At 43.7% G+C, this 26,654-nt stretch carries 29 protein-coding genes and 2 pseudogenes; 28 read left to right on the top strand and 3 right to left on the bottom strand.

The window, feature by feature from the left end; translation table 11 throughout:
- Window positions 1–936: 936 nt before the first annotated feature.
- Window positions 937–1,332 carry a hypothetical protein gene (locus KTG12_RS17025; protein WP_075967696.1) on the top strand — a complete coding sequence of 132 codons (396 nt, stop codon included), beginning with the start codon at window positions 937–939 and terminating at the stop codon, window positions 1,330–1,332.
- A gap of 237 nt (window positions 1,333–1,569) precedes the next feature.
- On the opposite strand, the gene KTG12_RS17020 is transcribed toward KTG12_RS17025, so the two are convergent.
- The gene (locus KTG12_RS17020; RefSeq protein ID WP_139322631.1) at window positions 1,570–2,331 is read right to left on the bottom strand and encodes a hypothetical protein; all 762 of its coding nucleotides are present in this window, start codon (window positions 2,329–2,331) and stop codon (window positions 1,570–1,572) included.
- 148 nt (window positions 2,332–2,479) lie between these two features.
- Between KTG12_RS17020 and KTG12_RS22110 the strand changes: the two genes are divergently transcribed.
- From KTG12_RS22110 to KTG12_RS16945, 16 genes and pseudogenes are all read left to right on the top strand, one after another.
- Window positions 2,480–2,605, top strand: coding sequence for a hypothetical protein (locus KTG12_RS22110; RefSeq protein ID WP_256304916.1), 126 nt, complete (start codon window positions 2,480–2,482; stop codon window positions 2,603–2,605).
- Between the two features lie 294 nt (window positions 2,606–2,899).
- The gene (locus KTG12_RS17015; RefSeq protein ID WP_122339046.1) at window positions 2,900–3,307 is read left to right on the top strand and encodes a hypothetical protein; all 408 of its coding nucleotides are present in this window, start codon (window positions 2,900–2,902) and stop codon (window positions 3,305–3,307) included.
- A 236-nt stretch (window positions 3,308–3,543) separates the two neighbouring features.
- The gene (locus KTG12_RS17010) at window positions 3,544–3,963 is read left to right on the top strand and encodes an FtsK/SpoIIIE domain-containing protein (RefSeq protein ID WP_081415508.1); all 420 of its coding nucleotides are present in this window, start codon (window positions 3,544–3,546) and stop codon (window positions 3,961–3,963) included.
- Window positions 3,964–4,697: 734 nt separating this feature from the next.
- A complete protein-coding gene (locus KTG12_RS17005; RefSeq protein ID WP_075967691.1) occupies window positions 4,698–5,387 on the top strand; it encodes a hypothetical protein in 690 nt (229 codons plus the stop codon).
- Between the two features lie 111 nt (window positions 5,388–5,498).
- On the top strand, window positions 5,499–6,113 hold the full coding sequence (locus KTG12_RS17000; protein ID WP_075967690.1) for a hypothetical protein: 615 nt from the start codon (window positions 5,499–5,501) through the stop codon (window positions 6,111–6,113).
- Window positions 6,114–6,323: 210 nt separating this feature from the next.
- Entirely contained in the window at window positions 6,324–7,448 is a 1,125-nt protein-coding gene (gene dnaN / locus KTG12_RS16995) for a DNA polymerase III subunit beta (RefSeq protein ID WP_075967689.1), read from the top strand.
- A 53-nt stretch (window positions 7,449–7,501) separates the two neighbouring features.
- Window positions 7,502–7,687: a hypothetical protein gene (locus KTG12_RS16990; RefSeq protein ID WP_075967688.1), complete on the top strand. Its 186-nt coding sequence runs from the start codon at window positions 7,502–7,504 to the stop codon at window positions 7,685–7,687.
- Window positions 7,688–7,938: 251 nt separating this feature from the next.
- Window positions 7,939–10,527 (top strand): annotated as a pseudogene (locus tag KTG12_RS16985) (PEP/pyruvate-binding domain-containing protein); the annotation flags it as partial.
- Window positions 10,528–11,231: 704 nt separating this feature from the next.
- A complete protein-coding gene (locus KTG12_RS16980) occupies window positions 11,232–11,525 on the top strand; it encodes a hypothetical protein (RefSeq protein ID WP_005807229.1) in 294 nt (97 codons plus the stop codon).
- A gap of 5 nt (window positions 11,526–11,530) precedes the next feature.
- Window positions 11,531–11,713, top strand: a complete 183-nt coding sequence (locus KTG12_RS16975) for a hypothetical protein (RefSeq protein ID WP_005807227.1) — start codon at window positions 11,531–11,533, stop codon at window positions 11,711–11,713.
- Window positions 11,714–11,718: 5 nt separating this feature from the next.
- Window positions 11,719–12,051: a hypothetical protein gene (locus tag KTG12_RS16970; RefSeq protein ID WP_005807225.1), complete on the top strand. Its 333-nt coding sequence runs from the start codon at window positions 11,719–11,721 to the stop codon at window positions 12,049–12,051.
- Between the two features lie 12 nt (window positions 12,052–12,063).
- Window positions 12,064–12,366 (top strand): hypothetical protein, encoded by a 303-nt coding sequence (locus tag KTG12_RS16965; protein ID WP_005807223.1) that lies wholly within the window; start codon window positions 12,064–12,066, stop codon window positions 12,364–12,366.
- Entirely contained in the window at window positions 12,350–12,607 is a 258-nt protein-coding gene (locus KTG12_RS16960; protein WP_005807221.1) for a hypothetical protein, read from the top strand. Before KTG12_RS16965 ends, KTG12_RS16960 begins: the two co-directional genes overlap by 17 nt.
- A 788-nt stretch (window positions 12,608–13,395) precedes the next feature.
- Window positions 13,396–13,779 carry a single-stranded DNA-binding protein gene (locus KTG12_RS16955; protein ID WP_005807219.1) on the top strand — a complete coding sequence of 128 codons (384 nt, stop codon included), beginning with the start codon at window positions 13,396–13,398 and terminating at the stop codon, window positions 13,777–13,779.
- 355 nt (window positions 13,780–14,134) lie between these two features.
- On the top strand, window positions 14,135–14,449 hold the full coding sequence (locus tag KTG12_RS16950) for a hypothetical protein (RefSeq protein ID WP_005807217.1): 315 nt from the start codon (window positions 14,135–14,137) through the stop codon (window positions 14,447–14,449).
- A 28-nt stretch (window positions 14,450–14,477) separates the two neighbouring features.
- Window positions 14,478–14,759: an LPD11 domain-containing protein gene (locus KTG12_RS16945; protein ID WP_005807216.1), complete on the top strand. Its 282-nt coding sequence runs from the start codon at window positions 14,478–14,480 to the stop codon at window positions 14,757–14,759.
- Between the two features lie 357 nt (window positions 14,760–15,116).
- Here KTG12_RS16945 and KTG12_RS16940 read toward each other — a convergent pair whose 3' ends face one another.
- Entirely contained in the window at window positions 15,117–15,731 is a 615-nt protein-coding gene (locus tag KTG12_RS16940) for a recombinase family protein (protein WP_008781633.1), read from the bottom strand.
- A gap of 238 nt (window positions 15,732–15,969) precedes the next feature.
- Here KTG12_RS16940 and KTG12_RS16935 point away from each other — a divergent pair, with 238 nt between their 5' ends.
- The 7 genes from KTG12_RS16935 to KTG12_RS16905 all read left to right on the top strand — a co-directional run bounded on the left by KTG12_RS16935 (window position 15,970) and on the right by KTG12_RS16905 (window position 22,460).
- Window positions 15,970–17,010 (top strand): hypothetical protein, encoded by a 1,041-nt coding sequence (locus KTG12_RS16935; protein ID WP_005807214.1) that lies wholly within the window; start codon window positions 15,970–15,972, stop codon window positions 17,008–17,010.
- 18 nt (window positions 17,011–17,028) lie between these two features.
- Window positions 17,029–17,475: a hypothetical protein gene (locus tag KTG12_RS16930; protein WP_005815981.1), complete on the top strand. Its 447-nt coding sequence runs from the start codon at window positions 17,029–17,031 to the stop codon at window positions 17,473–17,475.
- 13 nt (window positions 17,476–17,488) lie between these two features.
- Window positions 17,489–17,890: a hypothetical protein gene (locus tag KTG12_RS16925; RefSeq protein ID WP_005807212.1), complete on the top strand. Its 402-nt coding sequence runs from the start codon at window positions 17,489–17,491 to the stop codon at window positions 17,888–17,890.
- A gap of 74 nt (window positions 17,891–17,964) precedes the next feature.
- Window positions 17,965–18,459 carry a hypothetical protein gene (locus KTG12_RS16920; RefSeq protein WP_225678910.1) on the top strand — a complete coding sequence of 165 codons (495 nt, stop codon included), beginning with the start codon at window positions 17,965–17,967 and terminating at the stop codon, window positions 18,457–18,459.
- 1 nt (window position 18,460) lies between these two features.
- Complete coding sequence (locus KTG12_RS16915) at window positions 18,461–19,306, top strand: hypothetical protein (RefSeq protein ID WP_005815985.1); 846 nt, start codon at window positions 18,461–18,463, stop codon at window positions 19,304–19,306.
- Window positions 19,307–19,525: 219 nt separating this feature from the next.
- On the top strand, window positions 19,526–20,983 hold the full coding sequence (gene mobV / locus KTG12_RS16910) for a MobV family relaxase (protein ID WP_005815987.1): 1,458 nt from the start codon (window positions 19,526–19,528) through the stop codon (window positions 20,981–20,983).
- A 52-nt stretch (window positions 20,984–21,035) separates the two neighbouring features.
- Window positions 21,036–22,460, top strand: a complete 1,425-nt coding sequence (locus tag KTG12_RS16905) for an OmpA family protein (protein WP_005807208.1) — start codon at window positions 21,036–21,038, stop codon at window positions 22,458–22,460.
- A 93-nt stretch (window positions 22,461–22,553) separates the two neighbouring features.
- On the opposite strand, the gene KTG12_RS16900 is transcribed toward KTG12_RS16905, so the two are convergent.
- Window positions 22,554–22,727 (bottom strand): histone H1, encoded by a 174-nt coding sequence (locus tag KTG12_RS16900; protein WP_005807207.1) that lies wholly within the window; start codon window positions 22,725–22,727, stop codon window positions 22,554–22,556.
- 425 nt (window positions 22,728–23,152) lie between these two features.
- Between KTG12_RS16900 and KTG12_RS16895 the strand changes: the two genes are divergently transcribed.
- The 4 genes and pseudogenes from KTG12_RS16895 (at window position 23,153) to KTG12_RS16880 (ending at window position 26,654) form a co-directional block, all read left to right on the top strand.
- The gene (locus KTG12_RS16895) at window positions 23,153–23,734 is read left to right on the top strand and encodes a hypothetical protein (protein ID WP_005807206.1); all 582 of its coding nucleotides are present in this window, start codon (window positions 23,153–23,155) and stop codon (window positions 23,732–23,734) included.
- A 241-nt stretch (window positions 23,735–23,975) separates the two neighbouring features.
- Window positions 23,976–24,152: pseudogene (locus KTG12_RS16890) on the top strand (DUF1848 family protein); the annotation flags it as partial.
- A 571-nt stretch (window positions 24,153–24,723) separates the two neighbouring features.
- A complete protein-coding gene (locus tag KTG12_RS16885; protein WP_005807205.1) occupies window positions 24,724–25,545 on the top strand; it encodes a hypothetical protein in 822 nt (273 codons plus the stop codon).
- A gap of 11 nt (window positions 25,546–25,556) precedes the next feature.
- On the top strand, window positions 25,557–26,654 hold the full coding sequence (locus KTG12_RS16880; protein WP_005807204.1) for a DUF3575 domain-containing protein: 1,098 nt from the start codon (window positions 25,557–25,559) through the stop codon (window positions 26,652–26,654).

The following is a 26,654-nucleotide window of genomic DNA, read 5'->3' as shown; positions in this document are numbered from 1 at the left end:
GTGGATGACCGACCTCGTGTCCTAAAAAGCAATGGCAGGAAGAAGCAGGAAAAGAAAGGAGGTATTGGTTTCTCCGAAGCCGCTAAATAGTTAGTTTAACGGTAGTTCACTTGTATCCCGACATATCATCTACCTCCGACTGACACCGTCGAAAACAATCTCCTCCTACTTTACCCAAAGTATAGGGTCGGAACATACAGCCATTTCTTTATAATGGAATAAATATATGCCTTTGAATAGGACCGGAAGCCATATCATAAGGAAATCACATTGCATCAGGACATCGGAATGGAATTGAAGGGGGATCATGAGTCAAGGATTGCCGAACCGTTGGGATGGTTGGATGTGTTAGAGAATATGACATTGGGGCGGCTTGGGATTGTGGATGCGCGTTTTTTGTGAGGTTGAGCATGATTTTGGTTGGGTTTGCGTTTATCTGGGCATGTCCAGCTGGCTGTATGTTGGTTGGTATTGCTATCGGTTTGTGGATTTGGCAGGTATTTTTGGGGTATTTGGCTGGGCCAATTGATTTTACAATCAATTCACGTCACCGAGAAATGGGTTGCGTTTACACTCTGGCTGTTTATAGTGTTTCATAACACATCATCATTATTCAGAGATATTTGGCAAGCCAATTGATTTGCAATCAATTCACGATACCCGTGAAATAGATCAGACACATGTTCCTGCTGCTGTTGTTATTGTTGTTACATCTAGTCATTTTTCTGTGACAGGTCTTTTCTGATTGAAGGGGACTGTGTAGTTTGGCTTGATGCCGATAGGCGGTGCCTATTCACGAATAACGAGATTCGAGAAACATACAATTGTTTTCATGAATGTTATTTATTTGTAATTATTCGGCTTCTATGAAGAGGTTATGGCCATGATTGCAAAGTATTTAGTACTTTTATACAAAAACTGAAAAACCGAAAGATTATGATAAATACAGATTTCCTTATTCCCGTACCGGCATCCGATTTACGTATAGGCGACAAAGTTTACCTGGGTGAAGAGCGCTTCGGCAAGCTGTTCACCTGTATCTCTGTATCACCGGTTATCGTATCTGATAGAGTCTCACACACTGAATGGACACTGAAGCCGGAGGAACAAGCATACATGCCAGATCCCGTCATCCAGTTCGTCTATGAGTATATTAATCATTATGAGACGGATCCGGACTATATTGAGCTGTCCAGGCTGATGGCAGTACTCAACGCATCCGACTTAAATGAACAAATAACGGATCCGGAGGTCATCGACAACATGCGAGTAAAAATGAGATATCTATACGGCAGACTATTTATCAAAGCCAGAGCATCAGCTTTCAAATAGCATTCCCAATGACATACCATATTTCACGAAGGTGTGTCAAAACTCATTTTTTGAAAATATGAACTTATAATTTGAAATTTGAGCATCTTGAAAGACTAAAGAAAGGGCCGTATCATTACTCAATACAGAGTTTGATACGACCCTTTTAAATATTATAGTTATAATCTGTAACTTTGAGGAGTAGTCATTTTAGTTTTGACACAGCCCCAAGATTATTTACATCAGATATCCACTAACTCAGTTCCCGGTGTTTTGCTGCAATGGAAAAGCTATGATTCTTCTGGATTGCAGGTCATAAGCCCAATGCATTCTGCCTTGATAACGGACATACTCTGCCGAGATGATCAAATGGCCATTGACAACAGAAAAGGACGGGTACACATTGTCATCACAATATACGTCAGGCAAAGTCACAGGAGATTTTTGCTCTTTAGGTGTAACTTCATCCGGATCAGCGACGTCATCCTTGAGAAGATCACTTTTAGAAAAAGGATAAAGCAACCTGTATCTTGGATTCTTATTGGAGGCGATGTAATGTGACTCTCTGCTGTCATAAAGATAGACAACCGTGTCTGATTCCATAATCCATAAAACGGCATCCTTCACTTTCACCATCCTAGAGTCAAAGATATGCCTATGTTCCTGGAACAGCAAGCATTGAATGCCACGGGCAGCATCATACATTTGGAAGTTAAGCATCTTGCGGTGCTCACCCGTTGAGTCTCTCGTCAGCTCCAAAACAGGGATGACCATCAAATCCTTGAATCCAAACATCTCGCCTTGGACAGTATCGGTATACAACACAACTTTCTCTTTATTCAAGACTTGGTTGACTTCCTCTAACCGGTTTCTCCAGGCTGCCCACCTTGTCTCGCCATTGGATTCAATGACAACTCCCTCTATGATACCCAGAGTAAAAAAGACAACCAACACACAAACACAGGTTCCTACAACAATGAAGAACATCTTTTCTGTAAATAACTTTTTAAACAAACTCATATAACTACTGATTAAAATTGATTTCGGATCTATATACCGGATTGCCAAAAAGGTAAACACACAAAAAAAGATCCCCATTACTGTTTACTTTTTCGGTGATCTGGTATAGAGAGTAAAACAGAATTGTCGAACTGTAAAATCAGGAATCATGAAATCAGAAGTCATTATTGTATTGAAACGTTGGGAACACTCTTTGTCAAAGTACGGAAAACTGGACCGGTATAACCTGGAGACCGAAATGGATATCATAGACAGATACATCAGGAAGAACTGAACACGCAAGACTGAACTAACTAGCCGGCTGTCCGTCTGCAGAAGTTTGGCCCTTGGGAATGATCCTTCCAAGAACGCACACTTCCGTTCTACCATCAACTCACTGCTGAACAAGATAGCGGATAAATGGAAGAAGAGAAACGACATAGGACAGCACAAACGTTTCAAGTAAGAGACAAGAGTCCTGTTCAACGAACGGATAAAGTTTAAAAACGGCACTCCGTTACGGAATCTGGACGTAACCATCGAGGACAGCCAAAGCGCACGCAAGATACGCCGGATCGTCGAGAAGCGGATGTGTCAGGCATATTTCCGTCAGCACAGAGAGGACTTCCGGCAGAACGGGAACATGGACCGTCATCTGATGTCCCGCGCCACTTCATTCCAACTGTTCAATATCGGCCAAATAGACGATATCAAATACCAGAAAAGGGAACACTCAAGCCACTGGAAAAAAAAGTATGATCCGGTTACCGGAAAAATAGTGTTCAAAAAGAAGGTTGGTTATGACTCATACAACGAAGCGGTTATGGCCGTCAAAAAAGTAAAAAAGGACCAACCATGGGATAAAGTCAATTGGGGAATCTACGTCTGTCCCAAATGCGGGAAATATCATATCGGACACCAACACCTCGGCAATAATCCCAAACCAATAGTAGAAGCAGACATCAAGCCGGAAGAACTGCTATTGCACGTGGGCTGAGTCTGAAAACCAATTGAATTAAAGTAACACAACAAGTAAACGGCATATGATAAAGATTATAAATGATTTATTCAAGAGATTCATAACGGGTTTAAGCGGTGATATAGTAGACACAAGTGATGAAAGCTTAGGGAAAGACTCCCCTAATCATGACGGACAAGTATCGGAAACGGAGTACGCAGGACTTGAGCCAAATTTCTCTTTGGACACTCTCAAAGACATAAAAAAGAAAGTTTATCTCTCTGAGATCACTTCTTTCCCCTGAAGAGTTTCAGCTATCACACTATGATTTGCCAATTGTTCTGGGGAAGGGTGATGATGACAGCGTCTGCCTGTTTGAGCTCCACAAACGACCTGTAAAGATAATCTATGGAAAGGCAAACACAGGGGAAACGATACTGGTTGATTCCATGATTACATCCATATTATATGAGAAAAGTTCAAAAGAGGTCATAATAATCATGATTGACCCAAAGGAACAGTTGTGCTATGGTTCACTCTTGCATGAACCGTCCAGACAACAAGACTATGCCAACAGTTCTGATAGAGGAATGGAGCTATTGTCATTGCTACTGGAAGAACGGGATGAACAGGCAAGGTTGCTTGTCGAGAGCAACCAAAGAAACATGGATGAATACAACAAACTCCAATCATAGAACAAATAGAAGCATAGTAAGGTACAATAACAACCCTCTCTCACATATGCATTTTCTAAGAGGATAGATGAATCGATTAGGGTTCCGGATCATCTATCCTTTTTTACTCTAAATGAATAATCAGTTCCATGAATTCAGAGTTTTGATATTTTATAGTTTTAGGTAATTATATGTTTGGACAATTAGTTACCTGTATTATTAGATTATTGTAATTTTATATTTTTAAAATAGCAAGGAATATAATGAAAAACACATCAAAAAATATGAGCTTTCCGTATTTATTTGAAATACAAGAAAAATAATCAAATCATCTTTTGACAGTTATAAGGGAAATGAGTATATTTCCTCTATATATAAAATGACGTGAGTTTATTTTTTATTAGATACGCTTATAAATTCCAATTCTTATATAAGTTTGCATAACCATAGATTGAAGTGCACTTGGTGATTACGGTCGCCATACTGCACTATTATAAATGGTACCGTTTCATGCATATATTGATTGCGACTAAGATTGAGGGAACCGCCTGACGTGGCGTTTTTTTATTATCTTTTCCCACGGAAACCGATACACGGCTTCCTCCTTTATACCAACAGCTAGTCTTATCCGCTTCATTGGCAAAGTCGGGACCCACCCTGCCGGATATATACTGATTAAGTATCTTTTCTATCTCGTTGATAATGGGTATTTTTGTGTATCGAAATCAAGTATTTAACCCTTAATCCTTTTAGATATGGCAGCAGCTACTTCTCTTCCGAACGACATGGTATATAATCTTTCAACTGTAGGTCACGGCGACCATGATCATGACTGGGATGACTACATCGACTACTCTACCGAGAAAGGAGTTGTGTATGACAGCCATGACTACACCTATGGTGTTCCGGTTAATCGTGCTGACATCCGACCGTTCAAAGATATTCCGGCTGATATGGTTGATCATATCCGTGCATCTGTTATCACAATCCTGATGCAAATCGGAAAGGTGTTCGAAGCATCCATGTGGATCGGATCATCTACATGCTACAACTTAGGTCTGCCATGCAAGATTGTACGGAGCCGTAAATTCAGAGGCGATGCCACCCTTATCAATATCGCATCCAAGCATGACAGATACAACAGAGAGATTTATAAAGCATTCATTGTAGGCTCAGACGGTCTGAAATATTATGTGTCACCTAACTGCGTGCAGGTAGACAAAGACACAATATCAGCCCTTCTGAACCGGATGACGCTTAAAGAACTAGTGGATATTCTTGATGAAAGCCACTTCGGACACTGGAATTATGCGCCATACAACCGCCATTTGTTTCATTTTATCGAACTAATTGCCAAATATACCAGAGGCAACGAGAAAATCGACCTGAAAGAGTACAAATGGGGATGGCAGGTCGAACAGGAGAAAGAGCAGGAAGCAGCATAGCCCCAACTTATATTTCTATTTTGGCATTCAAAATTCGGATAATTGGTTGGTTACTCGATTTTTAATAGTTACCTTTGCAAGTAAATATAAATCACTCTTAACCAAAACATTATGAAAAATAGTAATACTTCATTCACGTACAGTACAGAATTCAACATTTCCACGACCGGCAATCGCAAAGAAAACCGGTACTGGGAAAACTACATTGACTTTTCCTTAGAGAAAGGCATCCAATTCTGTAGCCGTGACTATGCAGAAGGTCAACTGACCAGCCGTAATATGTTGACACTAATTGATATGCCATCCGAGCTGAAAGATAAGGTACGGGATGCCGTCATCAGCATGTTAGATGAATCCGGTGAAATCTATACTCCCGACAAGTGGATCGGTTCGACTCTGGATTTCAATCTTTCCGTTCCCTGTAACGTGACAGGGGAACAGGCGACAACGGATGCTACTCTAATTAATATAGTGGCACTACCCGACAATCCGGAAGAGACAGAGTCAGTTGAATATATGGCAAAGATAAAGGACTCTCACAATCACACATTCTTCGTGGAACCAAACTGTGTACAGGTCAGTAAAGAGAAAATACAGAAAATATTGAGCCACATGGGGCTTTTGGAACTGATAGAGGTGCTTGAAGAGTGTCATTTCGGTATTGGGACTAATAAGCATATTCTTGCATATCCACGCTATATTGCGAAATACACATTTTGCGACTAAACGATATGCCGGGGCTGCCATGTCCCCGGCCCTATCCTACCCTCCACTGATTGCATACGCAGCCCCACCCTGGTCTGCTAATTGCGATTATCGTATATGGGGCACGCTTAAATGAAGATGTAGATTCCATGGACCGGATCTGTATATTTGCTAATTACTTGTGAGAACGGGAAACAATTGATTATCTTTGCATTAGATAATATTTAAGGCATGAAAATAAAGATAAACGCAAAAAGGTTCTATGACGGACTACAGTCCGTGGGTAGAGTGGTCTCAAACCGGAACGTGTCTCCGGCATTGGGATATTTTATGTTGAAATTGTCAAAGGACGAGTTGGAAGTAACCGGATCGGATTCCGAGATATTCATCCAGACAACGCTCCCTTTAGATGAGCCTCAGGATAATTGCTACATATTCTACCTTTCATCATGGCAGCTTCTGAATGGGTTGAAAGAACTCCTGGATTGCCAGCTTACTTTGGATCTGTTGGATTCAGAATTCGTGATATATTATCCACAAGGCAAGTTCTCTATTCCTCTGCATCCGGAAATGCGTGATTATCCGTCACTACCCAACTTGAGTGAAGAAACAGAGGAAATCATATTATCCGCATCTGTAATCACCCATGCTTGTTCACTGCTTACCCAGTTCGTTGATATGAAAGCTGCGGAACTTCGTCCTGTACTGGGAGGAATCCATTTCAATGTTCATAACAACACCGGATTGGATATGGTGTCTACAGACGGTCATGTGTTGAGTCAGTTTAGCCACCAGCTAAATGAGGAATTAGCAGATAATGGATTTATTATCAGTTCCAAAACAGCAGGTATCATAGCCAACTTGTCCAAAAAAGGATCTGATGACATCTGTACAATAAAATTCGACAGCAGAAATGTGCAATTTGATTCGAATGGATACACCATTACTGCCAGATTGATTGATGGGAAATATCCCAATTATAGAGGCATTTGGCCGCCATCCACATCATGTGAGATGACCGTGGACAGACAGGGGATGATTTCGGTACTTAAACGGTGTCTGATATTTAGCAACGTGTATAGTAGAATGGCAATTACGATCCGCAAAAACGAGCTGATCATGTGTGGCGAGAATATGGATTTCCAGTGTTCTTCAACTGAAAACATGCCCGTTAATTACGACGGTCCGGAAACAACAGTATATCTCAACGGTAATAATCTTTTGAATATATTGAAAACGATCAATGACGACACCGTTGTGATAAGATTCAACGACCCTACGAAACCATTCATCCTTATTCCCGAAAAACAAGAACAGGAAACTGAAATGAGTTTCTTGCTTATGCCAATGGCGTGAATAACCAAAACCGTGCCAGGCGGGTTCCCGGCAAACACAAATAGTTTAAAATCATGAATACATTAGAGAAACTTAGAGATTTTATCAATTCTCATGAAGATTGGGAATTGGAAGCGAACAAGGCCATCGAAGAAAATGGATGGAACGACGAAATCGGTGAGGACTATGGCATCTGTTCTGATCAAACTCACAGGTTAGCATTTGACGGAAATATGGTTGCTCATATCGTAGCCAAATGAGGGAAAGAAATGATAAAATTTCTATAAAATATGACTGCAAATATAAAGAGTCATATTCACTTTCGACTTAAGAGAAATATGACTCTTTGTGTTGTCCTCATATTTTGAATCTGTCCCTTTGGGTGTAAGAACCTTTATTAATTATCATATGCAGACTGACAGAGTAATTGCGTTAATATATAAATTATGTTATTTTTAAAAATTAATAAATACACCAACTAACCGAAATTACTATATTTGAACATTAAAAATTTATTAATAATGCGGAGCTGCTGCTTGCCATCATCAAGCTGATCGAGGACAAGATGAATGCGCCTGATGATACGGCCAGTGTCGGTGTCCAGATAATCCTGTTGGTGGAAGATTCCATTCGTTTTTACTCTTCGGCCTTACCACACTTGTATAAGTTCGTGCTAGAACAGAGCCAGATGTTTGCGAAGGAGGCCTTGAACGACCATCAGCGTACGTTGCGTATGCGCGGACGTCCCAAAATCAAACTGGCGCGTACCTATGAAGAGGCAGTCCGTATCTTTAACCAGTATCGCGATAATATGTTAGGGATTATTTCGGACATGAGCTTCATGCACGACGGTGTGAAAGATCCCTATGCCGGGTATAAGTTTGGGCAGTATGTGCGGAAGACCGGCCTGATCATTCCTTTCGTGCTGGAATCGTCGGAGGCGAGCAACAAGGTGTACGCAAAAGAGTTGGGAGCTTCTTTTATCGACAAGAATTCCAAGAGTTACCCACAGGATCTGCGGAAGAAGATCATGCAGCGTTTCGGTTTCGGCGACTTCGTCATCTTGAATCCCCAGACGAAGGAAGAGATCATGCGCATCAAGGACTTGAAGGATTTGCAAAAGAAAGTCTTTCAGATACCCGATGATTCTCTGGTTTACCATCTGAGCCGTAACCATTTCTCCCGCTTTTTCTATTCCCGTGCCATGTTTCCGCCGGCAGAGGTGTTGAAGCGTGTGGACGTGAGCGACTACAAGGATATGGATGAGGCGCGGAAGCTGATTTTCGACCTGATCGTACAGTACCGGCGGATGAAGAATTCCGGTGTCGTTGCGGTCTACCAGAAGGAACGCTTTGACGAGTACAGCAACTTCGCCCGTATCGGAGACGGTTCGTTGGGAGGAAAAGGAAGAGGCCTTGCGTTTATCGGAGCGATGGTGAAGCGTTATCCTAAGTTGGAACACGAACATTTTGCAGTGACCATTCCGAAGACGGTCGTGATCTGTACGGATATCTTCGATGAGTTTATGGAGACAAACGAACTGTATCCGGTCGCTTTGAGTGATGTGGATGATGAGACGATCTTGAAATATTTCCTGCGTGCCAGCCTTCCCGCCCGTCTGATTGAAGACCTGATGGCGTTTTTCGATGTTGTCAAAAGCCCGATTGCCGTCCGGTCGTCCAGCCTTTTGGAAGATTCCCATTATCAACCGTTTGCCGGAATTTATTCTACTTATATGGTACCCAAGCTGGAGGATAAATACGACATGCTCCGTACATTAAGTGATGCGATCAAAGCGGTCTATGCTTCTGTGTTTTATCGTGACAGTAAGGCCTATATGACAGCAACATCGAATCTTATCGATCAAGAAAAGATGGCGATCGTTTTACAGGAGGTGGTAGGAAACCGGTACAATGATCATTTCTATCCGACGATTTCCGGTGTCGCGCGTTCGTTGAATTTCTACCCGATTGGAAATGAAAAGGCGGAAGACGGCATTGCCAATATCGCCCTGGGGCTTGGCAAGTATATCGTAGACGGCGGGCAGACACTGCGCTTTTCTCCCCGCCATCCGCATAATATTCTGCAGATGAGTACGATGGACTTTGCTTTGCGTGAGACGCAGACCCGTTATTATGCACTCGACCTGAAGAACCTGGCGGAACAATTCTCGGTAGACGATTCGTTTAACCTGCTTCGTCTGAACCTGAAAGATGCCGATGCAGACGGTTCGTTGAAGTTCATTGTCTCGACCTACGATCCTTATGACCAGATCATTCGTGACGGCTACTATCCCGGCGGACGCAAGATTTTATCTTTCGTCAACGTTCTTCAGCATGACGTGTTCCCGCTTGCCGATACGCTCGACCAGATTCTGCATGTCGGGCAGGAAGAGATGGGGCGTCCCATAGAAATTGAATTTGCGGTAAATATCGACCCCATGAAGACAGAGCAGAGCAGGGGAGGCAGTCCTACGGCTACATTCTATCTCTTGCAGATTCGCCCGATCGTGGACAACAAAGAGGTGATGGAAGAAGATTTGACACTCGTCGAACAAAAGGATACGATACTCTCGTCGACAAGCGTCTTAGGACATGGCATCGTGACGGATGTGCAAGATATCATATATGTGAAGACCGGTGCTTTCAACTCTGCCAACAACCAACTGATAGCTTACGACATCGAGAAGATGAACCGCGGGTTCACCGCAGAGGAAAAGAACTATGTCCTGGTCGGTCCCGGCCGTTGGGGCAGCAGCGATTCCTGGTTGGGCATTCCGGTGAAATGGCCGCATATCAGCAATGCCCGCGTCATTGTGGAATGCGGGCTGGAGAACTATCGTGTCGATCCGAGCCAGGGAACGCATTTCTTCCAGAATCTGACGTCGTTCGGGGTTGGCTATTTCACGATCAATCCGTTTAAGGGAGATGGCTGGTTCGATGAAGAATATCTGAACTCCTTGCCTGCGGTGGAAGAAACCGAATATCTCCGCCATGTCCATTTCGATAAACCGATCGTGATCAAGATGGACGGAAAGAAGAGTCTGGGCGTGGTGCTGAAACCTGATAAATTTAATATACAACTATTTAACCATTTGTAAATGAGTAGTTTATGAATTTTGTTTCTGAAACAAGAAACAAATCAGGAACAAAAATGGTTTTTTAGGTAAATCCTCGTTTTTTTGTTTGCATTACTTTTCATTCCTTTCACTTGCTTGCAATCAAAGCACCAATCCAAGCTATTACTATGCTTTCTCATCCTGATTCAATATATGTTTTTTCATATATCCAGGAATTCGCAGCGAAAAGAGAAAAGTATTGTTTTCAATGATCGGTATCAATATGTGCAAAGTTAAAAATAATCATCCAAGCAATCAAATATTTGTCTATTTTTAGTTTACTTTAGTTTAGCATATATATAGGCTAATGGACTAAACTAAACTGTTTTTGCTCACTCTGCCACTCCCTTTTTAGACCGCAGAAAGTGGACTCCCTTTGACTCCATCCTTTCTCTTTTCGCTGCAATATATTCCTTTATAAGTTTACGAGTAAATATTTGTCCCTATAAGCATTCGACTTCGGGCTATTTGATGAATTGTGCCGCAAAGGTATTTGTCATGTCTTTCTTGTATGCAAGGTATCCTTGAGGTTCACAACAAAATCTCCACCTTGCTTTGCAGCGGTAGTATTTGGTCGTGAAACCTTGCATAAAGAGCCATGACACCTTATGAAGCGACATAATTAATCAAGCCTGAAGTAGTAAATGCTACATGAGGGAAAAAAAGAAAACTTAAAATAGAATTATATGGCAAATTATGCGACAAACATTTTCTACGCAAGTACGGAAAACCAAAATGACCTCAATAAGATAGAGGCTTTCTTGGATGACAATTTCAGTTGTTATGCAAACAAGTATGGTAATTCTGTTGATGCAGAATTTCCTTCCCGGTGGGAATATCCAGAAAAAGAAATGGACCAATTGGTTGCCTCACTGGAAGCAAAAGATAAAGTCTATATTAAAATTCTAACTTATGAATTTGAAAATGAATATGTGAGTTTTAGAATCTTCTCTCAAGGCAAGTGGGAAATAAAAATATAATAGTGATGAGCAACAGAACATTTGATAACGAAAGCGATATTATAGGTTTATCCTGTACTTTATCCACGGCTTATAAAGGCTACACGGAAGGTGTAATTGTGGACGACTATGGCACTACCATAGTTGTCCGCCTTGAAAGCGGCAAAGAGATTTCAGTATTCCGAGATGAAATTATTATTCATGATTAAGCAATATGGCACAGATAGCAACAAAATTCGTTCAATGGGATGTTCCGGAGCTGGCAACATTACAAGGCAGCCGAGTGTATAAGTTGCGGGAACATCTGAATAATGGCGGCAAACTCAATAGAGAAGACAAGAATTGGATTACTCGCAACGTGAGCGAAAGCACCTATTTCAAACGGGGGATTGCCTTGAGCGGTTATCATTTTGATTTTTCCGATGTTCTCAAGCGGTATTTCGTCAAACAATACGGGCATATCCAAGAATATTATGCCATAGACAAAACCGCATTACGCTCAATACTGTATGGCAGGATTGAGGATATAGTTGAAGTAGTACGTTAGAATACATGGCTTATGGGAAAATTTGAATTTTATCAAGACTGTAAAGTCAAAAGTTGGGAAAGAGACTATTTCACTGTGGAAGCCAACAGTTATGAGGAAGCAGAGGCAATCGTCCGGTCCTGGCGTTGCAAAGATGTTTCGAATATCATTGACAGCCGTCTTTCTCATGGAAGAAGTGAGGCTTTGCGTGATACTTCCGAGCTTTTGTTTCCCGAAGAAAACGATGGTTACTCGACTATTGAGATTTTCAACCAGGAAGAAGAATCTATCATGACTAATGCACTAAACGAAGACAATTATGAACGTAACGATTGAACACCCTTTTTGCCCTTACTGCAGCGAAGTGACAAATCTATATTTCAGAATTATTAACACGCTTCTTTTTTCAAAAGACGAAAACGAACTTCGCACAAGCATGGAGAGTCTAAAGAAAGAGACCCGGCTTGACGAGTATTTCACGTTCGGCTATGGGGCACACCATCTTTGGATATGCAAACGAAAACCGAGCGACAAAAACAAAATCTTTCCACACCGCATCATGATGATCCAATTCTGACATGGAGCCTCTGTACTATACGGACTGGAGTTGAATATTCAGTTCCAGCCCGTAACTTCATTTACCGCAATAACCTTTTATATCCAAAACTTCATTGAGACGCAGATGGCCATTGGCCGGACAATGATTTTTGCCGGATTATCCATTTATATTCTCTTTTGGCTGCGCCATATCCCTTTATAAAATAGAAGCTGAAACTCGCATAACGCGCCCGTTCCGCTTTGTCTCCCAATCGGGCTTCAGCCCTTTTTTCATTTTGCCTTCTTTTCCCTCATTTCTCTTGCCGGATAAAGGCTGCAACACCGATACGCCAGCACCCCTTTGCCAATTCTTCGTCTTACGGCCTTTCCCACGCCGCAGCTTATACGCTTACTGCCAGTACGGCATATCATCCTTGCCGCTTCAAATCATGAGACATGGTGCTGTTTCTCGCCAGAAGCTCTTCTTCCTATGCCAGCCGAGAGTTGAAACCAATTCGTGCCCATTGACAGCACCGTCCGTCTTTATTATTCCTTTAACCAGTTGCCAATTGTTTTTCCTCTTCTTTTTCGTGACTGCTTTCTATTGAAGTCGCCATATCGTTTTTCGTTGCAAAGTTAGTATGCAGCCGGGCGCGACCCATGGTCTTGACCAATGGCGTAACAGTACAAATCTTCCTTTATCAAGCCTCCGGTTTGGGAGAACCCCAAAATAAAGAGTATTTATACGTTATCCTTGGTGCATCCCTTTACTGCACCTACTTTTTATGCACCGTAAAACTGATTTATTAACTTCAAAAAGCAATCGAAATGAAAAAGTACGAGAACAATTTCGCAGTAACCGGTTATGTCGCAAAAGACGCCGAGGTTTATCAATTCACTAACACAAGTGTTGCACGTTTCCCTCTGGCTGTTGCCCGCCAGGAGAAGATCGGCGAAGAAACCAAGCGCATATCCGCTTTCATGAACATTGAAGCGTGGCGCAAGAATGAAAATTCCGGGTCGTTTGACCAGCTTACCAAAGGTACGCTGCTGACCGTAGAAGGCTACTTCAAGCCTGAAGAATGGACTGACAAAGATGGAGTGCAGCACAACCGCATCGTGACGGTTGCAGTCAAATTCTATCCGGCTGTCGAGAAGGAGGAAGAAGTTCCTTCGAAACCGGCAAAAGAAGCGAAAAAGGGCAAGAAGTAATCCCTGTTTTCCTGACAAAGCGGCTTTCGGGCCGCTTTTGTTTTGCTCGAAGCCTTCCGTAATATAGCCTTTTGTATTTCACGTTTTCCCCTTTTATTGCAATGCCTGAAATTCCCTACACGCCTATTTCGAAAGCCCGGTTATTTCTTCTGCAAAGTTTGATTGCCGGTTGTTTGTCCTGTCAAGGAACGCTTATGCTTGCTGCTGAAAAATCTTCCTTTCCGACATGTCGGAAAGAGTATTTTTCGCATCCTCCTTGCCTGACAGACCGCCAATCTTGTGGGCAGAAAAATAATCAACCTTCCGATACAGGATGTATCAGAGGGAAATAAAAACAACTAAAAATTTTAATGATATGACATTCAGAGCATTTATGGCAGAGAACGGGTATAACGTACAGACTACTTTTTGGGAAGATTTTTCAGCGGCCGACATTTTCGGGTTATCGGCTATTCAGGACACTTTCAACCGTGCCTTTGAAGAGTGGAAAGGCAACTGCAAGTACCTTACGGAATTGGTGTTGGTATTGAATCACAAGATATGGCAGCACTATAAAACGAAACCGAATGTGGCGGCGTTGTATGATGCACTCTGGAGACAGGCAGACCAGTATGCGGTTGAGAATCTGAAGGACGAAGAGTTAAGCTATTATTATGACGTAACGGACTGATTGTATAACAAGTTAATGTAAATTGAGTATGAACACGAATAACAAGCCAAGCACAGCAGGAAGGACAACGGCTGATGATATATTGCAACGAGACGCACGGTTCAGATATATGCTGTTAGCCAGGATGCAGTCAGATTGTGAGTATTATTTGGATTACGGAGGCAGAGACCCCAAACGCCTGTGGGCAGGTGATGAAGAACGGCAAATCGATTTAATGATAAAGTTGCACGACAGCTTCAAGGAAGGAGAAAAGCCGCAGTGGCTGACAATGGACAAGATTTTGGAATACAAAAAGGAAATGAATAAATGACACCAAGCCCCCTAAAAGTCAAGCAAAACCTTTGGGGGGGCTTATATTGATATAACGAGGATGCTATTCATGACGCAGTTTTCCTCTTTTAGTTTTCCTTTTTTACTGTTCCCTTGCGTGAACAGTTGGCAGCAATGATTATTTATCATGACGGAAGCAGCTTTTGCTGAATCCGCCGAATATGCCCTTCACGATTTTGCAAAAGACATAAAGTACCAATACTACGACTATAATTTCTCCCATATCCTTTTTTATATTTAGCGTTACAAATTTCCAATAAGGGTCAGAGGCTTCCCTAAATATACTTAAACTGACAGGCAAATCCGTCACTAATATGGCATCGGTTGCCTTGACTTCCTATTTCCTATTTCCAGGTACGCGGCCAGGTTTCCTGCTGAGTGCCACATTGTACTTGCCTAAAATTTGGTACACAGTACTTTTGCTCTTGACATTGCAATGCGCCATGATTTCATTGACTGAATACCCGTTGTTGTACATGTCCACAGCTATTTTATCCCGCTCGGTCTTGCTCAACATTTTGCTCGTCTTCACCGGTACACTGATACTCTGTTGCAGGCGTATCACCCGGTCAGATGACTTGCGTAATACAGCCACTTCTTCCGGAAGAGATCCGAACATGGTCAGCACCTCCGCCGCCGTCGTGTCCGGAAACAATTCACCACGGGAGTCAATCTTGTCATGGATGGAAATAATGCGGACCACTTTGATCCGGCATAACTCTATCAATGCGGCCAACTCCCTCAAACCGCGCACGGCGTTACTGAATTTCGAGACAACCAGTTCGTCCCCTCTCTCAAGATTTGTCATGAGCTGTTTCCAGCGAGGTCTGAGCGTCTCGTGCTGGACTGATTCCTCTATCACTTGTACACAACCGTACTGGCACATCCATTCCTTGTCCGCATCATATTCATCATACGAATTTGCCTTAAATATATAACCAACTTTTGCCATGTCAATATCCAATACAAATGATAACAAGTGCAAATATACAAGTTTTATTTGAGTGGCCAAATCAAACCATTATAAAAATCGAACTATTTATTTTTTCGTCCTTTTTCCTTTCACTTGTTTTCATTGATAATCATACTATTAAGTACGATATTGAAAAATACACAAAATACAGTTCCAATGGTATTAAGTATAGAAAATTATATATAGTTTTGCGTGAAATAGTACGAAAACATATAGTATGAAAATTCAAAAAACGAACCTTAAAGCATCAAGTTTTTTACACATGATAGCTGCCGCTTCAATCACGGTATGCATGTTCACATCATGTAATGGCGGATTGACTGAACAGTCCGAAAGCGATCCTGCCGGTACATACAGAAATTATCTGCTCGAAGTAAGGAAGATGAAATCTATTTCATTTGAAGAGCTGTCAGAAAACCTTTGCCAATGGCAAGCCATAAGAGATTCCGTTTTTAACCATGTCCGGCAGGACACGGTTGGGATCCATGGTCAAGACCTTCGTAAGACATGCGAAGGCATACATGATTCCCTACGCCTGGAGTTCTCGCGTCTGGCTTTGTCAAGGCCACGTTCCTATCAGGAGTTATTCCTATTGAAAAGAAAACTTTCATCTAATGACAAAGACAATGGATTAATCCGGACCGTGGAAAAGATCCGTCCATTCTTTGAGTCATTAGATAAACGCCCAATCCATAAGGGAGACAGGAAGCAAATCATTTCGGATTATCGTACTTTGCTGGCCAACACTCTCCGAAATGGCATACACGGGACAGATGACATGACAGAGTTCATCGGAAAAGAGGATGCTATTTTTCGGGCGTTCTTGCCATATCTGTGCAGCATTGGTGATGAAGACATTTCCGATATAACGCGTGATACGGAAAAATGCTGTTTGCAGATTTTGTTTGCCGCCGAACGTAAAGAGATACCTCACCAGGATGCCCTCGTTTACCTGGCCATGCGAACCAATCGCAGACTGATACTTAATACCGGAACCTGCATCAATGACATTCATAATCAAAAGGTCCAAACAAAAGCACAAGCCTACGCATATATCTGGATGCTTATGCGCCCATACGTTTCTATGGACAGTTTCCACCTGTCGATGCTTTCTTCCAAAGACCAGGAACAGCTTGAACGGTTTGCCGTACAGACTCCGGCCATATTTGAGACTTTGTGCCGAATCTTGAACTCGGGAGACAACCGCCTGGATGAATTACCCGGAATGCTTATGGAGATTTACATTCACACGCTATAAACATAAAATCAAATGAATATGCTACGACACTTTCTGAAAGACTTTATGACGTTTGTCCCCCTTCAGTTGCCACAGCTGCTCGATGTAACCACTATGGAGGAGCCGCAGTTTTACGGGGACTATGTCCTGCTGACTTTTCCATTGCATGATCCTTATGACCTGGAAGAAGTGATGGATATGCTGGAGGATGATATGGAACTGATTGTGCTTTATCATCACATTCCTATGCAAGACGAACCGTTCGGCCATAGTACATGCGCTTACTCCAATCCATCTTTCGGCCAAATGTTCAAGGTGAACGCTAAGACTGATTCCGATGGCAAGGTCCATACCGTCCTTGTAACCATATATGATTCACTTGAACAAATGTACGGGGATCTCTGCCTTGACTTGCAACTCCATTCTAAAAGCGGAAAGCTGAAATACCAGAAGAACAAGGAGGACATACTTATTGACTTTTTATAAAAACAACATCATCATGAGAAATACATTATACAGGCAGATGGTCTATTGGATCAATGCCCACCGAACATGGATAGAGGTCGCAGACGACAACCTCTATAAAGAACATATCATCTCAAGAAGTGACAGGACGGACTACCTTGTCTCCCGAACTTTGGTCCTGCGGGCGTTCAAGACAAACGGAACATACCTCGAAGGTACCACATGGGCCATCCCTGAACATGAACTGAACAAAGCTTTGGCTATCTATCGCAAACAGGACCGGTCATTCAAGCAGCGAATCAAAAAAGCTGCAATGAACCTCACGGCCGTGGATGCCGAAACCATTATCCGCTTGGCAACTTATGATATTGTCCACTTGGAACTCAGAGCAACACCTATACACGTACCCGAAAAACCATATTACTTATGTTACTGAAAATATTGCAACTCATCTTTTGCGTGACCCCTCTTGTACTGTCATTGATATTGTACAAAAAGCCATACCGGTTTATGGCAAAGTTTCACGCTTCCATGAAACAAAACATCAGAGCCCGCAAACTTTATACACGGGTGATTCTGTTCCTGCTACTGCTTTTCCACTATGTCTATGCAAGTGGACATGCTGGTGAATTCGGCATCCTGGTATCAACCGTTATCTGTGCCGCTATGTTCTCGTTCAAGCTGGCGGACAGGTGTCTGAGCCGTTTGCATGATTCCATGGGTCTGTTTGCCGGCATCAGTGCTATAACATTGGTCAGCTGCTTTGAACCGTATCTGTACACTACTACCGTAACTGCGTACTATATTCTTTTGGCAGCCCTGTTCTATCCCTCTGCTCCGGTCACAGCCGAATGCGATGATGAAGAAAAGGCTGAAGGAACGACAACGCATCCTGAAACGATATCCGAAAAGAAACACGATAATCATCACGCGATGGTGTCTTTGAAGCGGACAAAGGCAGCATTTCAGAAACTCCGCACTGTAATAATCATTAAAACAAAGTAAAATGGAAAATAGTCAAGAGAATACGACCTTTATATTGGCAGATGTCAAGGTGTTCGATTTCCTGAAGGAGAAAGCCGGAGACCGTAAAACGAAGACGGAAGCGTATTGGGACTTGCTGGACAGATCAATGGCAGGTTTTGTTTCTCCATTTGTAAGAAAATTGGAGCGAAAACTTCTTCCCAACCAATGTCATGTGACAATCTCCGATCTTGCAGAATTCTGGCATTGGCATCGTGCCACTGTCCGAACCTTTCTGGATGCTCTGGAATCTTTCGGGCTACTTGAACGCACAAAACTTAATAAAAGCGTCATTATCACCATGACCGTGCAGTCTGGAAAAAATGCAACAGCCGGAACTGAGCAGGATGAGCCGGACTTTGCCACACGAATCGGCAGTATATTGTCCGAATGGGTCATCGGCAAGAAGACATCGGAGGATGCCGGTCATTCATGTGGTCAGGCTCTTTGCCAGGCATTAGCCGCCATTGCCGGTAAAGATAATTCTCAGGCTTCCGGCAACGGCACCGATACGGTATCGGCAGAAGTCGTCAGACAGGAAGAAAAACTAAGGGAAACAATATTAGAGTGTATTGCCAATGCCGCTCTCCAGCGTGTGTTGCGTAAGTCAAGATTCGATAACAGTTCACAACTGTCGCAGTTCTTCACCCTTGACCTCGGCGGTGAATGGGGCGCGTTTATCGAGACCGCCAAAGAGCTTGCGGAGCTTGTATTTAATCCCGAAACATCCGGCGCAGGTGTTGATATGGACAGGAACAAAGAACTCCTTAAATCGTTCCGTATTCCCTTTTTATCGCTTGCGGCAAAAGCCCAGACATTGTCGGACTGAACCGGGAAACGAAAATGAATTGTATAACCAGGAACAATCCATCCCTATCTCAGTCCTGACATCCTTCCAGTTTTATGAGGCAAGTGGGCTTGCCCACATGCCACGAAACAGAGGGAGTGGGTAGCCTAATACCCCTGCCGACTAACGTCGCAGGGAGGCATGTCCGAACAAGCAGCAAGCTGGGACATGATGGATTGTACAAAACAACACGGAAACAATATGGCAAATGCAAAACAGGTACTTGACGTACATGTATCCAAAGGGATAACAGTGGCTCAGAGTAATGAACATATGCGCAATTGGACAGAGAAAGGTTGGAAAAGGGCTACTGACCTTGGTAATTATGACACGACACGTGAACACCTGAATTTTGAAGTCGTATCAGGAGGTAAGATCCGTCCTATCGACAAAGGCCGGAGCATTCCTGAGCGAATGGCTGAACTGTTGCATAAACGAGGCATAAAGGATCCCAATGAAGGTTTGGAAGAACCGAGATTCCGTACAGTCGTAAATATCATTTTTGGGGGCTCTCGCACACGGATGCAGGAACTCGCATTTGGCAAGCAGGAAGTCGATTTTGAAAAAGGTGCGGACAATAGACACATAAAAAGGAAGAGTGAGATTGAACGTTGGGCAAAGGATGTCTATTCATTTGTCTGCGGCAGATATGGTGAACAGAATATTGCCGCATTCATTGTACATCTGGATGAGTTGAATCCACATGTGCATTGTACTTTGCTGCCAATCAAAGATGGGAAGTTTGCGTACAAGGAGATATTTGCCGGTAAGGACAAATATGAATTCAGCGGGCGCATGAAACAGCTTCATACGGACTTTTATGCAGAAGTCAATAGCAAATGGGGCATGTCCAGAGGCTCAAGTGTTTCCGAAACGGGAAAGAAGCATCGCAGTACAGAAGAATACCGTCGTATGCTGTCAGAGGAATGCTCTACAATAGAAGAGAATATCAGCCGCCATCAGCAAGTCCTTTCCTCTCTCCATTCGGACATCCGGATGGCAGAGCGCAGGGTCAAGGGCTTGACTTCAATGGTGGAAAACTTGAAAAAGGAGCAGGCCGAAAAAGAAGCCCAATTGTCGGCACTCAAAAATGATATGGAAGCCCGGAAAGGTGATGCACAGACTTTATCTGCCGAGAAAGAAAAGCTCGAAAATGAGCTGGCCGCTATCCAGAATAAATTGGCAGACAAACAGGAGAAGCTACAGACCGCTGACCGACAACTTTCCGAGCTCAAGGAAAATATGGATGCCATTCAGGAGCGGACAGAAGAACTGAAGGAAGAAGCATACAAATACTCGCGTGATGTACATTCCAAAGTGGACAGTCTGCTCAAGGATGCCATGTTGGAGAATATGGTCAATGAGTGGCGGGAAATGTCGGCACAGATGAAGCCTTCCGAACGGCAACAGTTCGATGACACGCTCCTGTGTTCCGTGGCGGAACGGGGGACGGAAGTCATGCGCTGTGCGACAATGCTGTTTCTTGGAATGGTCGATGATGCCACAACATTTGCCGAAACACATGGCGGCGGAGGTGGCGGAAATGACCTCAAGTGGGGACGTGATGAAGACGAGGACAACCGTGCCTGGGCTCTCCGGTGCATGAAGATGGCAAGTCGCATGATGCGTCCTTCCAGTGGCAAAAAAGCCAAACGATAAATGGCAGAAATGTATTATAATCAAAGTTATAACAAATAAAAATCATTTGAATATGACAAAACAAATCATTCTTATCTTTGCCGTTCTCTGCTCCGTGCAGGTACAGGCAAATTCACGATATACAGAAAGAGATACTGTACAACATGAGTTCTTCCATGATGCCACAGAACTGTTCCAACCCCTCCAGCCGGTCTATCTTGACGGTGTGGTAGTGCCAAGAACCGGGAGTGGCAATTGGTTTGTCAGTGTCACCGGAGGTGCAACCGCTTTTCTCGGAACGCCTCTTGGCTGCGAAGATCTGTTCGGACGTGTGAAACCCTCGTACAACCTTGCCGTCGGAAAATGGTTTACTCCTGCCGTTGGCGCCCGCATACATTACAGCGGTTTGCAATTCAAAGATGCCGGGTTATCCACGAAAAATTACCATAGCGTCCATGCAGACCTGCTATGGAACCTGCTTGGTTATCGGTATTCCGGACAGGAGCAGACACGCTGGGGACTTGCCCCATTTGTCGGAGTCGGACTGATACACAATTCCTCCAACAAGACTTCTCCTTTCGCCTTCTCATACGGTATTCAGGGACAATATCGGATTTCAAAACGGGTAAGTGCAGTACTGGAGTTCTCGGGGACAACAACCTCACAAAAATTTGATGGCTATGGCCGAACAAACCGCCTGGGTGATCATATGGTATCACTGACAGCCGGATTCACCTTCCATCTCGGGAAAATAGGTTGGAAACGAGCTGCTGATGTCACGCATTACATCCACAGGAATGAACAGCTCATCGATTATTCCCGTGCCTTGTCCGAGAAGAACAGCCGCTATGCCGGACAACATGACCGCGACAAACGAACGCTTGCTGAACTGAAGAAGATTCTGGAAATCGAAGGTCTGCTTGATACCTACGGGCACTTGCTGGAAGATGAGAAGAATGGACAACAAAGATATCCTGTAAACAATTATAGTGGGTTGAACTCATTGCGTGCAAGACTGAAACACAGACATTGGGACGGAATATCTCCTCTCGATACGGCATTCATTCATAACAACAATAACAACAAGGACAAACAGAATCCGGATTCCCTGGTATCGAATAAATTCATAACGGCTGAAGGGCACAATCCCATGGTTGTGAATCATGTCTCGGATAGCTGTATCGGAGCTCCTGTATATTTCTTTTTCACTCTTAACACGGCCCGCCTGACAGATGTTTCACAGAAACTCAATCTGGATGAATTGGCAAGGGTCGCAAAGAAATATGACTTGCATGTAAGAGTTACCGGGGCTGCGGACAGTTCTACAGGGACATCCGGCATCAATGATTCATTGAGCCAGTCAAGAGCGGACTTTATCGTTTCGGAACTGAAACAGCGCGGCATTCCTGCAGAAAGGATCACAAAAATCAGCAGAGGTGGAATTGCCGACCATCTGCCGACCGAAGCCAACAGACACACGAAAGTTGAACTGTTTTAGCCATAGAGAATCTATTATTAACCAAAAGCCTCTCCGCTGTGAAGCGCAGAGGCTTTTTACTTGATACCTGGTATGTACGTATTCCGAAAGGAATCATTTGGAGGCTTCCAGTGATTCTTTTCTGAACTGTTTCAGAAGCTTTTCAAGTTCAAGTGACGCTTTACGGGCACGCATTCCTGCTGCCTTATTGCCTTTTTCAATCTGAAGTTTGGCATTCTCTGAAAACTGAGCGAACAATTCGCTGATCTGAGCAAATGAATTTTCCATATTACAATACATTTATATAATACAATACGTTGGCAAAGATATTGAAATATATCATTCTTTTGTCAGAACGCGTTCTGTTATATCATGAATAGCATGATAATGCCATTTTTATACCCATTTCTATATTCAATAAATTGATATTCTCTCTCATCACCGGCTTTCCTTGCCGGAGAGATTTCATATGCAAAGGTACAGCGACGGACGGTCGCCAAGTACCGCTGTGCTAACGGCTCCCGGATCTTCACGGCAGCCTTCCACAAATCGAAGATTTGGGTATTCCGCTTTATCCTGTCACTGTTTACTTGTCTTGTTCGTCCTATGCTCGCTGTCTGTCCTGCATAAAAATCATTCCCCTACAAGAAGCCGGAAGAGCTTCGATAAGAGGGAAAACAAAAACAATGTTCAACAATTAAATTATTACGATTATGCCGAATTGGTGCAGTACTGCGTATGTGATAGATGGCGACGCAAAAGAAGTGAAGCAACTGTATGAGTTGATGAAAGGACTGGAAGAACGTAAGACACCTTCAGTAGAAAACGGATTTGGGACTACTTGGCTGGGATGTCTCGTGGATGCTTTGGGTAAGGATTGGAACGATGTACGTTGCCGTGGCTCTTGGAACGGACTTGAAATGGACGGTGATGTATTGAAGTTTTCCACAGAAACAGCGTGGGCCCCATGCAGTGAGACATTTGACCTTGTGAGGGAAGCGTTCCCCAATCTTCGCTATTACTTTCAGGCGGAAGAGCCAGGCATGGAAGTATATGAAACAAACGATGAATTTGGTACATATTTCAGTGACAGGTTCTTCTTGGACGCATGTTCCCCAGAGGAAGAGTATCTCAGTGAATATTTCGAGACCCAAGAAGATGCGTTCGCTTGGCTTGAAGAAAAATGCGGAGAGCCGATAAAGTCAGCAGAGGATGTCAAGGCACTTGACGAACGCTGGCAAAGCAAGAGCGAAGATGCCTTCTGCTACCTGCATGAATTTCAAATAGTAAACTAATTCAATCCGACATCAGCAAATGATTCCCGAGCATTATTTGTTCGGGAGTCTTTTCTATACTTTTATAGACCGCCTGTTTTACAAAACTGCGCTGGAGCTGCATACCCTTTATATTCGGCCAGGTTATTCCTCTTGTAAGAAATATATGATTTCCTACCTGCCGGCACTTTCTTGTCGGAGAGATTTTATATGCGAAGGTACAGCGACGGACGGTCGCCAAGTACCGCTATGCTAACGGTTCAAGGATACTGGACAGCGAAGAATATGCGGATGTGCAACGTCTAAAGATATTGGAGAATACAACACCTGTCCTCATTTGTGCGAATATTGTTATGCAAATTCTTCCAAACATATTGCTGTCGAAAATTGGAAACGTCATCAGAAAAACAGATTTGCTGAAACGATAACCGGCATATAACTCCCATCATTTTTGTGTGCTTGGAATCGCCGGGCCATCCCATGCTGCCTATTATATTTTTCTTCGTGATAAATAACTTCCGAACTTCATGGTACACATATGGCAAGAAAGGTTTTTGAATTGTGTACAAAGTTTTGCAAAATAATATCAATCAATTTATTGCCGAATGAAATAATATTTGTATTTTCGCTATTGTAATTTGAAAAATGTCTTATCTATGATGTATGAATGGTGATAAAAGCACAGATATATGCCACCCGTATATAACAAATATTTCTTGTTCAAACGGTGCTTCGCCTTGTCAGGCGGAGATTTTTTCCGTGCCATCACTGTTTCATAAGGCCATTTTCAGCTTCGAGAAACATCTGTACGATGTATTAAAAAAGTCTGTCGCAAATTTGGAAATGTGTGAAATTCGTGTAAACACACACATTCTGACCGGCATTCCTCGCGCGTTAATTTACTTATTTTCAAAAAGATACGCAAGGACGGAAACTCTTTTTTCAGGAGTTTTCCGCCCTTTTCCGTATTCGTATGTCCTCTTTTTATCCACCTTCAAACTGAATGATGTATGAATACAGAAACAATCCATATCCTGATAGCCGCCTGCACGCTGATTGCTGCGGGCATCACATCCTTCCCGTACAGGCTGAGCTACGGCAATACTTCATGGCTGCCCTGGTGGATGCAGCCCGACTGCAGATACCTTGAGCGTCCTTATGAGTACGACTATCCGGCACGCAACATCAATCTGCTTTTTTCCGTTTCCGTTATGGTAATCGGGATACTGGCGATGCTTTTCATCCTGACTCCGGATCTGCCCGACGACGTACCGGCAGAGAGATGGTTTGCCGCCCTTGCAGTTCTTTACCCTGCATATGCCTCCTGCCAGGTGCTTTTCTGGAGGAAGGACTACGGCGACGGTTTCTGCTATGCCGACAGGATTACATCATTCAGCTATGGAAAGGTATATACGATTCTTCTGGCAGCTGCAACCACATTTGCCCTTTACCTTACAAATGTGATGACATTACCTGTTTATCGTGGGGTGAGTATGGTCTTCTGTCTGCTCTGTTGTCTGTTCCTCATATATGATTATATCCGGGTATTCCGGCTTCGTGGAGACAATGAATACAGTGACCCGATAGGAATAAAGGAAATGTATCCCGAAAGCCTCGGTCTGCTGGCTTTTCCGCCTCTTGCTGTCTTGTCCGAGGGGGCTTTATGGTGGAACCCCTCTATATGTACCATTGTTTTTGCCGTTCTGCTGTCAGTGAACACGGTGTTGCGTTATCTGTTCCGCTTTCACCCTGCAATCAAAGGTGACGAGCACGAGCGCAGAGGGTATCTGCGGTATTGGAGACGGCATAATTTTGAGGATGAAATAATATAACTGATAAAAATATGACTGAATTGAAAAAATGGATTACGACCGCACTGTTGACACTGCTGTTGCTTCCGGCAATGGCGCAGCAGAAAGCAGACACGACCTACACCTTCCGCTTCGTGCCGCAGAAGGACATGTTCTATGTTCCCTGGAACGGCAATGACATGGAACTTGCCCGTCTGCTGGAGTGCATTGAAAGCAACAAGGCGGACATTCTTGACGGCAAGCTGCCGCTTTATGTCGATGGCTACTGCAATTCCTTGAATGGCGAAAAAGAAAACCTCGCGATAGCCAAAATTCGCTCGAACCGTGTGAAATCAGAATTGATTACACGTGCGGGAATCAAGGAAGAAAGTTTCATCACCCGCAACCATCCGGCAGAGGGCGATTTCGTGACCGTGCGCCTGACGGTGCCGGCTGAAGAAACAACCGTATCAGATGTGGAAGCAGAGGCACAGCGCAAAGCTGAAGCCGAGCGTCTGGCTACGGAAAAACGTGCCGAACAGGAACGGCTTGCCGAAGAGCAGCGCAAGGCGGAAGAAGCCCGACTTGCCGCTGAAAAGGCAGAAGCTGAGAAAGCCGCTCAACAAAACACACTTGCCGACACGCCGTCGGAAACCAAAATCACAAATGATTATCATCTCTCCCTGCGTGCCAACCTGCTGCGCTGGGCTACCCTGACACCCGATTTAGGACTTGAATGGCGCATCTGTCCGTCGTGGGGCATTGCCGTAAACGGCTCGTGGACTTCATGGAGCTGGAGCGACAAAGACCGCCGCTATGCACTCTGGGAAGTGGCTCCGGAAGTGCGTTACTACATGGGCGAGAAGAAAGCCTGGTATCTGGGTGCTATGTTCAAGGCCGGACAGTTCAACTACAAGCTCTCCGATACGGGCAAGCAGGGCGACCTGATGGGTGGCGGCATCACTGCCGGCTACCAGCTGCGGCTGAACAAGGCATTAGATCTTGATTTCAACCTCGGTCTGGGCTACCTGAATGCCGACTATGAGAAATATGAAGTCATCGACGGTGTGCGAGTACGCCGCGGCAACGAGACAAAGGACTGGTGGGGCCCCATCAATGCCGGTGTGACATTGGTATGGAAGTTATTCTAA

The sequence above is a fragment of the Parabacteroides sp. MSK.9.14 genome (genome assembly GCF_019041495.1).
Lineage (GTDB): Bacteria > Bacteroidota > Bacteroidia > Bacteroidales > Tannerellaceae > Parabacteroides > Parabacteroides merdae.
The sequence above is the reverse complement of the archived record's forward strand: the minus strand, read 5'-3'. Positions and strand labels throughout refer to the sequence as shown.

Bases quoted from the DNA above. Each gene is read 5' to 3' on its own strand.
- KTG12_RS17025 (WP_075967696.1), top strand. From the start codon at position 937: ATGATAAATACAGATTTCCTTATTCCCGTACCGGCATCCGATTTACGT.
- KTG12_RS17020 (WP_139322631.1), bottom strand. From the start codon at position 2,331: ATGAGTTTGTTTAAAAAGTTATTTACAGAAAAGATGTTCTTCATTGTT.
- KTG12_RS22110 (WP_256304916.1), top strand. From the start codon at position 2,480: ATGAAATCAGAAGTCATTATTGTATTGAAACGTTGGGAACACTCTTTG.
- KTG12_RS17015 (WP_122339046.1), top strand. From the start codon at position 2,900: ATGTGTCAGGCATATTTCCGTCAGCACAGAGAGGACTTCCGGCAGAAC.
- KTG12_RS17005 (WP_075967691.1), top strand. From the start codon at position 4,698: ATGGCAGCAGCTACTTCTCTTCCGAACGACATGGTATATAATCTTTCA.
- KTG12_RS17000 (WP_075967690.1), top strand. From the start codon at position 5,499: ATGAAAAATAGTAATACTTCATTCACGTACAGTACAGAATTCAACATT.
- dnaN (WP_075967689.1), top strand. From the start codon at position 6,324: ATGAAAATAAAGATAAACGCAAAAAGGTTCTATGACGGACTACAGTCC.
- KTG12_RS16990 (WP_075967688.1), top strand. From the start codon at position 7,502: ATGAATACATTAGAGAAACTTAGAGATTTTATCAATTCTCATGAAGAT.
- KTG12_RS16980 (WP_005807229.1), top strand. From the start codon at position 11,232: ATGGCAAATTATGCGACAAACATTTTCTACGCAAGTACGGAAAACCAA.
- KTG12_RS16975 (WP_005807227.1), top strand. From the start codon at position 11,531: ATGAGCAACAGAACATTTGATAACGAAAGCGATATTATAGGTTTATCC.
- KTG12_RS16970 (WP_005807225.1), top strand. From the start codon at position 11,719: ATGGCACAGATAGCAACAAAATTCGTTCAATGGGATGTTCCGGAGCTG.
- KTG12_RS16965 (WP_005807223.1), top strand. From the start codon at position 12,064: ATGGGAAAATTTGAATTTTATCAAGACTGTAAAGTCAAAAGTTGGGAA.
- KTG12_RS16960 (WP_005807221.1), top strand. From the start codon at position 12,350: ATGAACGTAACGATTGAACACCCTTTTTGCCCTTACTGCAGCGAAGTG.
- KTG12_RS16955 (WP_005807219.1), top strand. From the start codon at position 13,396: ATGAAAAAGTACGAGAACAATTTCGCAGTAACCGGTTATGTCGCAAAA.
- KTG12_RS16950 (WP_005807217.1), top strand. From the start codon at position 14,135: ATGACATTCAGAGCATTTATGGCAGAGAACGGGTATAACGTACAGACT.
- KTG12_RS16945 (WP_005807216.1), top strand. From the start codon at position 14,478: ATGAACACGAATAACAAGCCAAGCACAGCAGGAAGGACAACGGCTGAT.
- KTG12_RS16940 (WP_008781633.1), bottom strand. From the start codon at position 15,731: ATGGCAAAAGTTGGTTATATATTTAAGGCAAATTCGTATGATGAATAT.
- KTG12_RS16935 (WP_005807214.1), top strand. From the start codon at position 15,970: ATGAAAATTCAAAAAACGAACCTTAAAGCATCAAGTTTTTTACACATG.
- KTG12_RS16930 (WP_005815981.1), top strand. From the start codon at position 17,029: ATGCTACGACACTTTCTGAAAGACTTTATGACGTTTGTCCCCCTTCAG.
- KTG12_RS16925 (WP_005807212.1), top strand. From the start codon at position 17,489: ATGAGAAATACATTATACAGGCAGATGGTCTATTGGATCAATGCCCAC.
- KTG12_RS16920 (WP_225678910.1), top strand. From the start codon at position 17,965: ATGGCAAAGTTTCACGCTTCCATGAAACAAAACATCAGAGCCCGCAAA.
- KTG12_RS16915 (WP_005815985.1), top strand. From the start codon at position 18,461: ATGGAAAATAGTCAAGAGAATACGACCTTTATATTGGCAGATGTCAAG.
- mobV (WP_005815987.1), top strand. From the start codon at position 19,526: ATGGCAAATGCAAAACAGGTACTTGACGTACATGTATCCAAAGGGATA.
- KTG12_RS16905 (WP_005807208.1), top strand. From the start codon at position 21,036: ATGACAAAACAAATCATTCTTATCTTTGCCGTTCTCTGCTCCGTGCAG.
- KTG12_RS16900 (WP_005807207.1), bottom strand. From the start codon at position 22,727: ATGGAAAATTCATTTGCTCAGATCAGCGAATTGTTCGCTCAGTTTTCA.
- KTG12_RS16895 (WP_005807206.1), top strand. From the start codon at position 23,153: ATGCCGAATTGGTGCAGTACTGCGTATGTGATAGATGGCGACGCAAAA.
- KTG12_RS16885 (WP_005807205.1), top strand. From the start codon at position 24,724: ATGAATACAGAAACAATCCATATCCTGATAGCCGCCTGCACGCTGATT.
- KTG12_RS16880 (WP_005807204.1), top strand. From the start codon at position 25,557: ATGACTGAATTGAAAAAATGGATTACGACCGCACTGTTGACACTGCTG.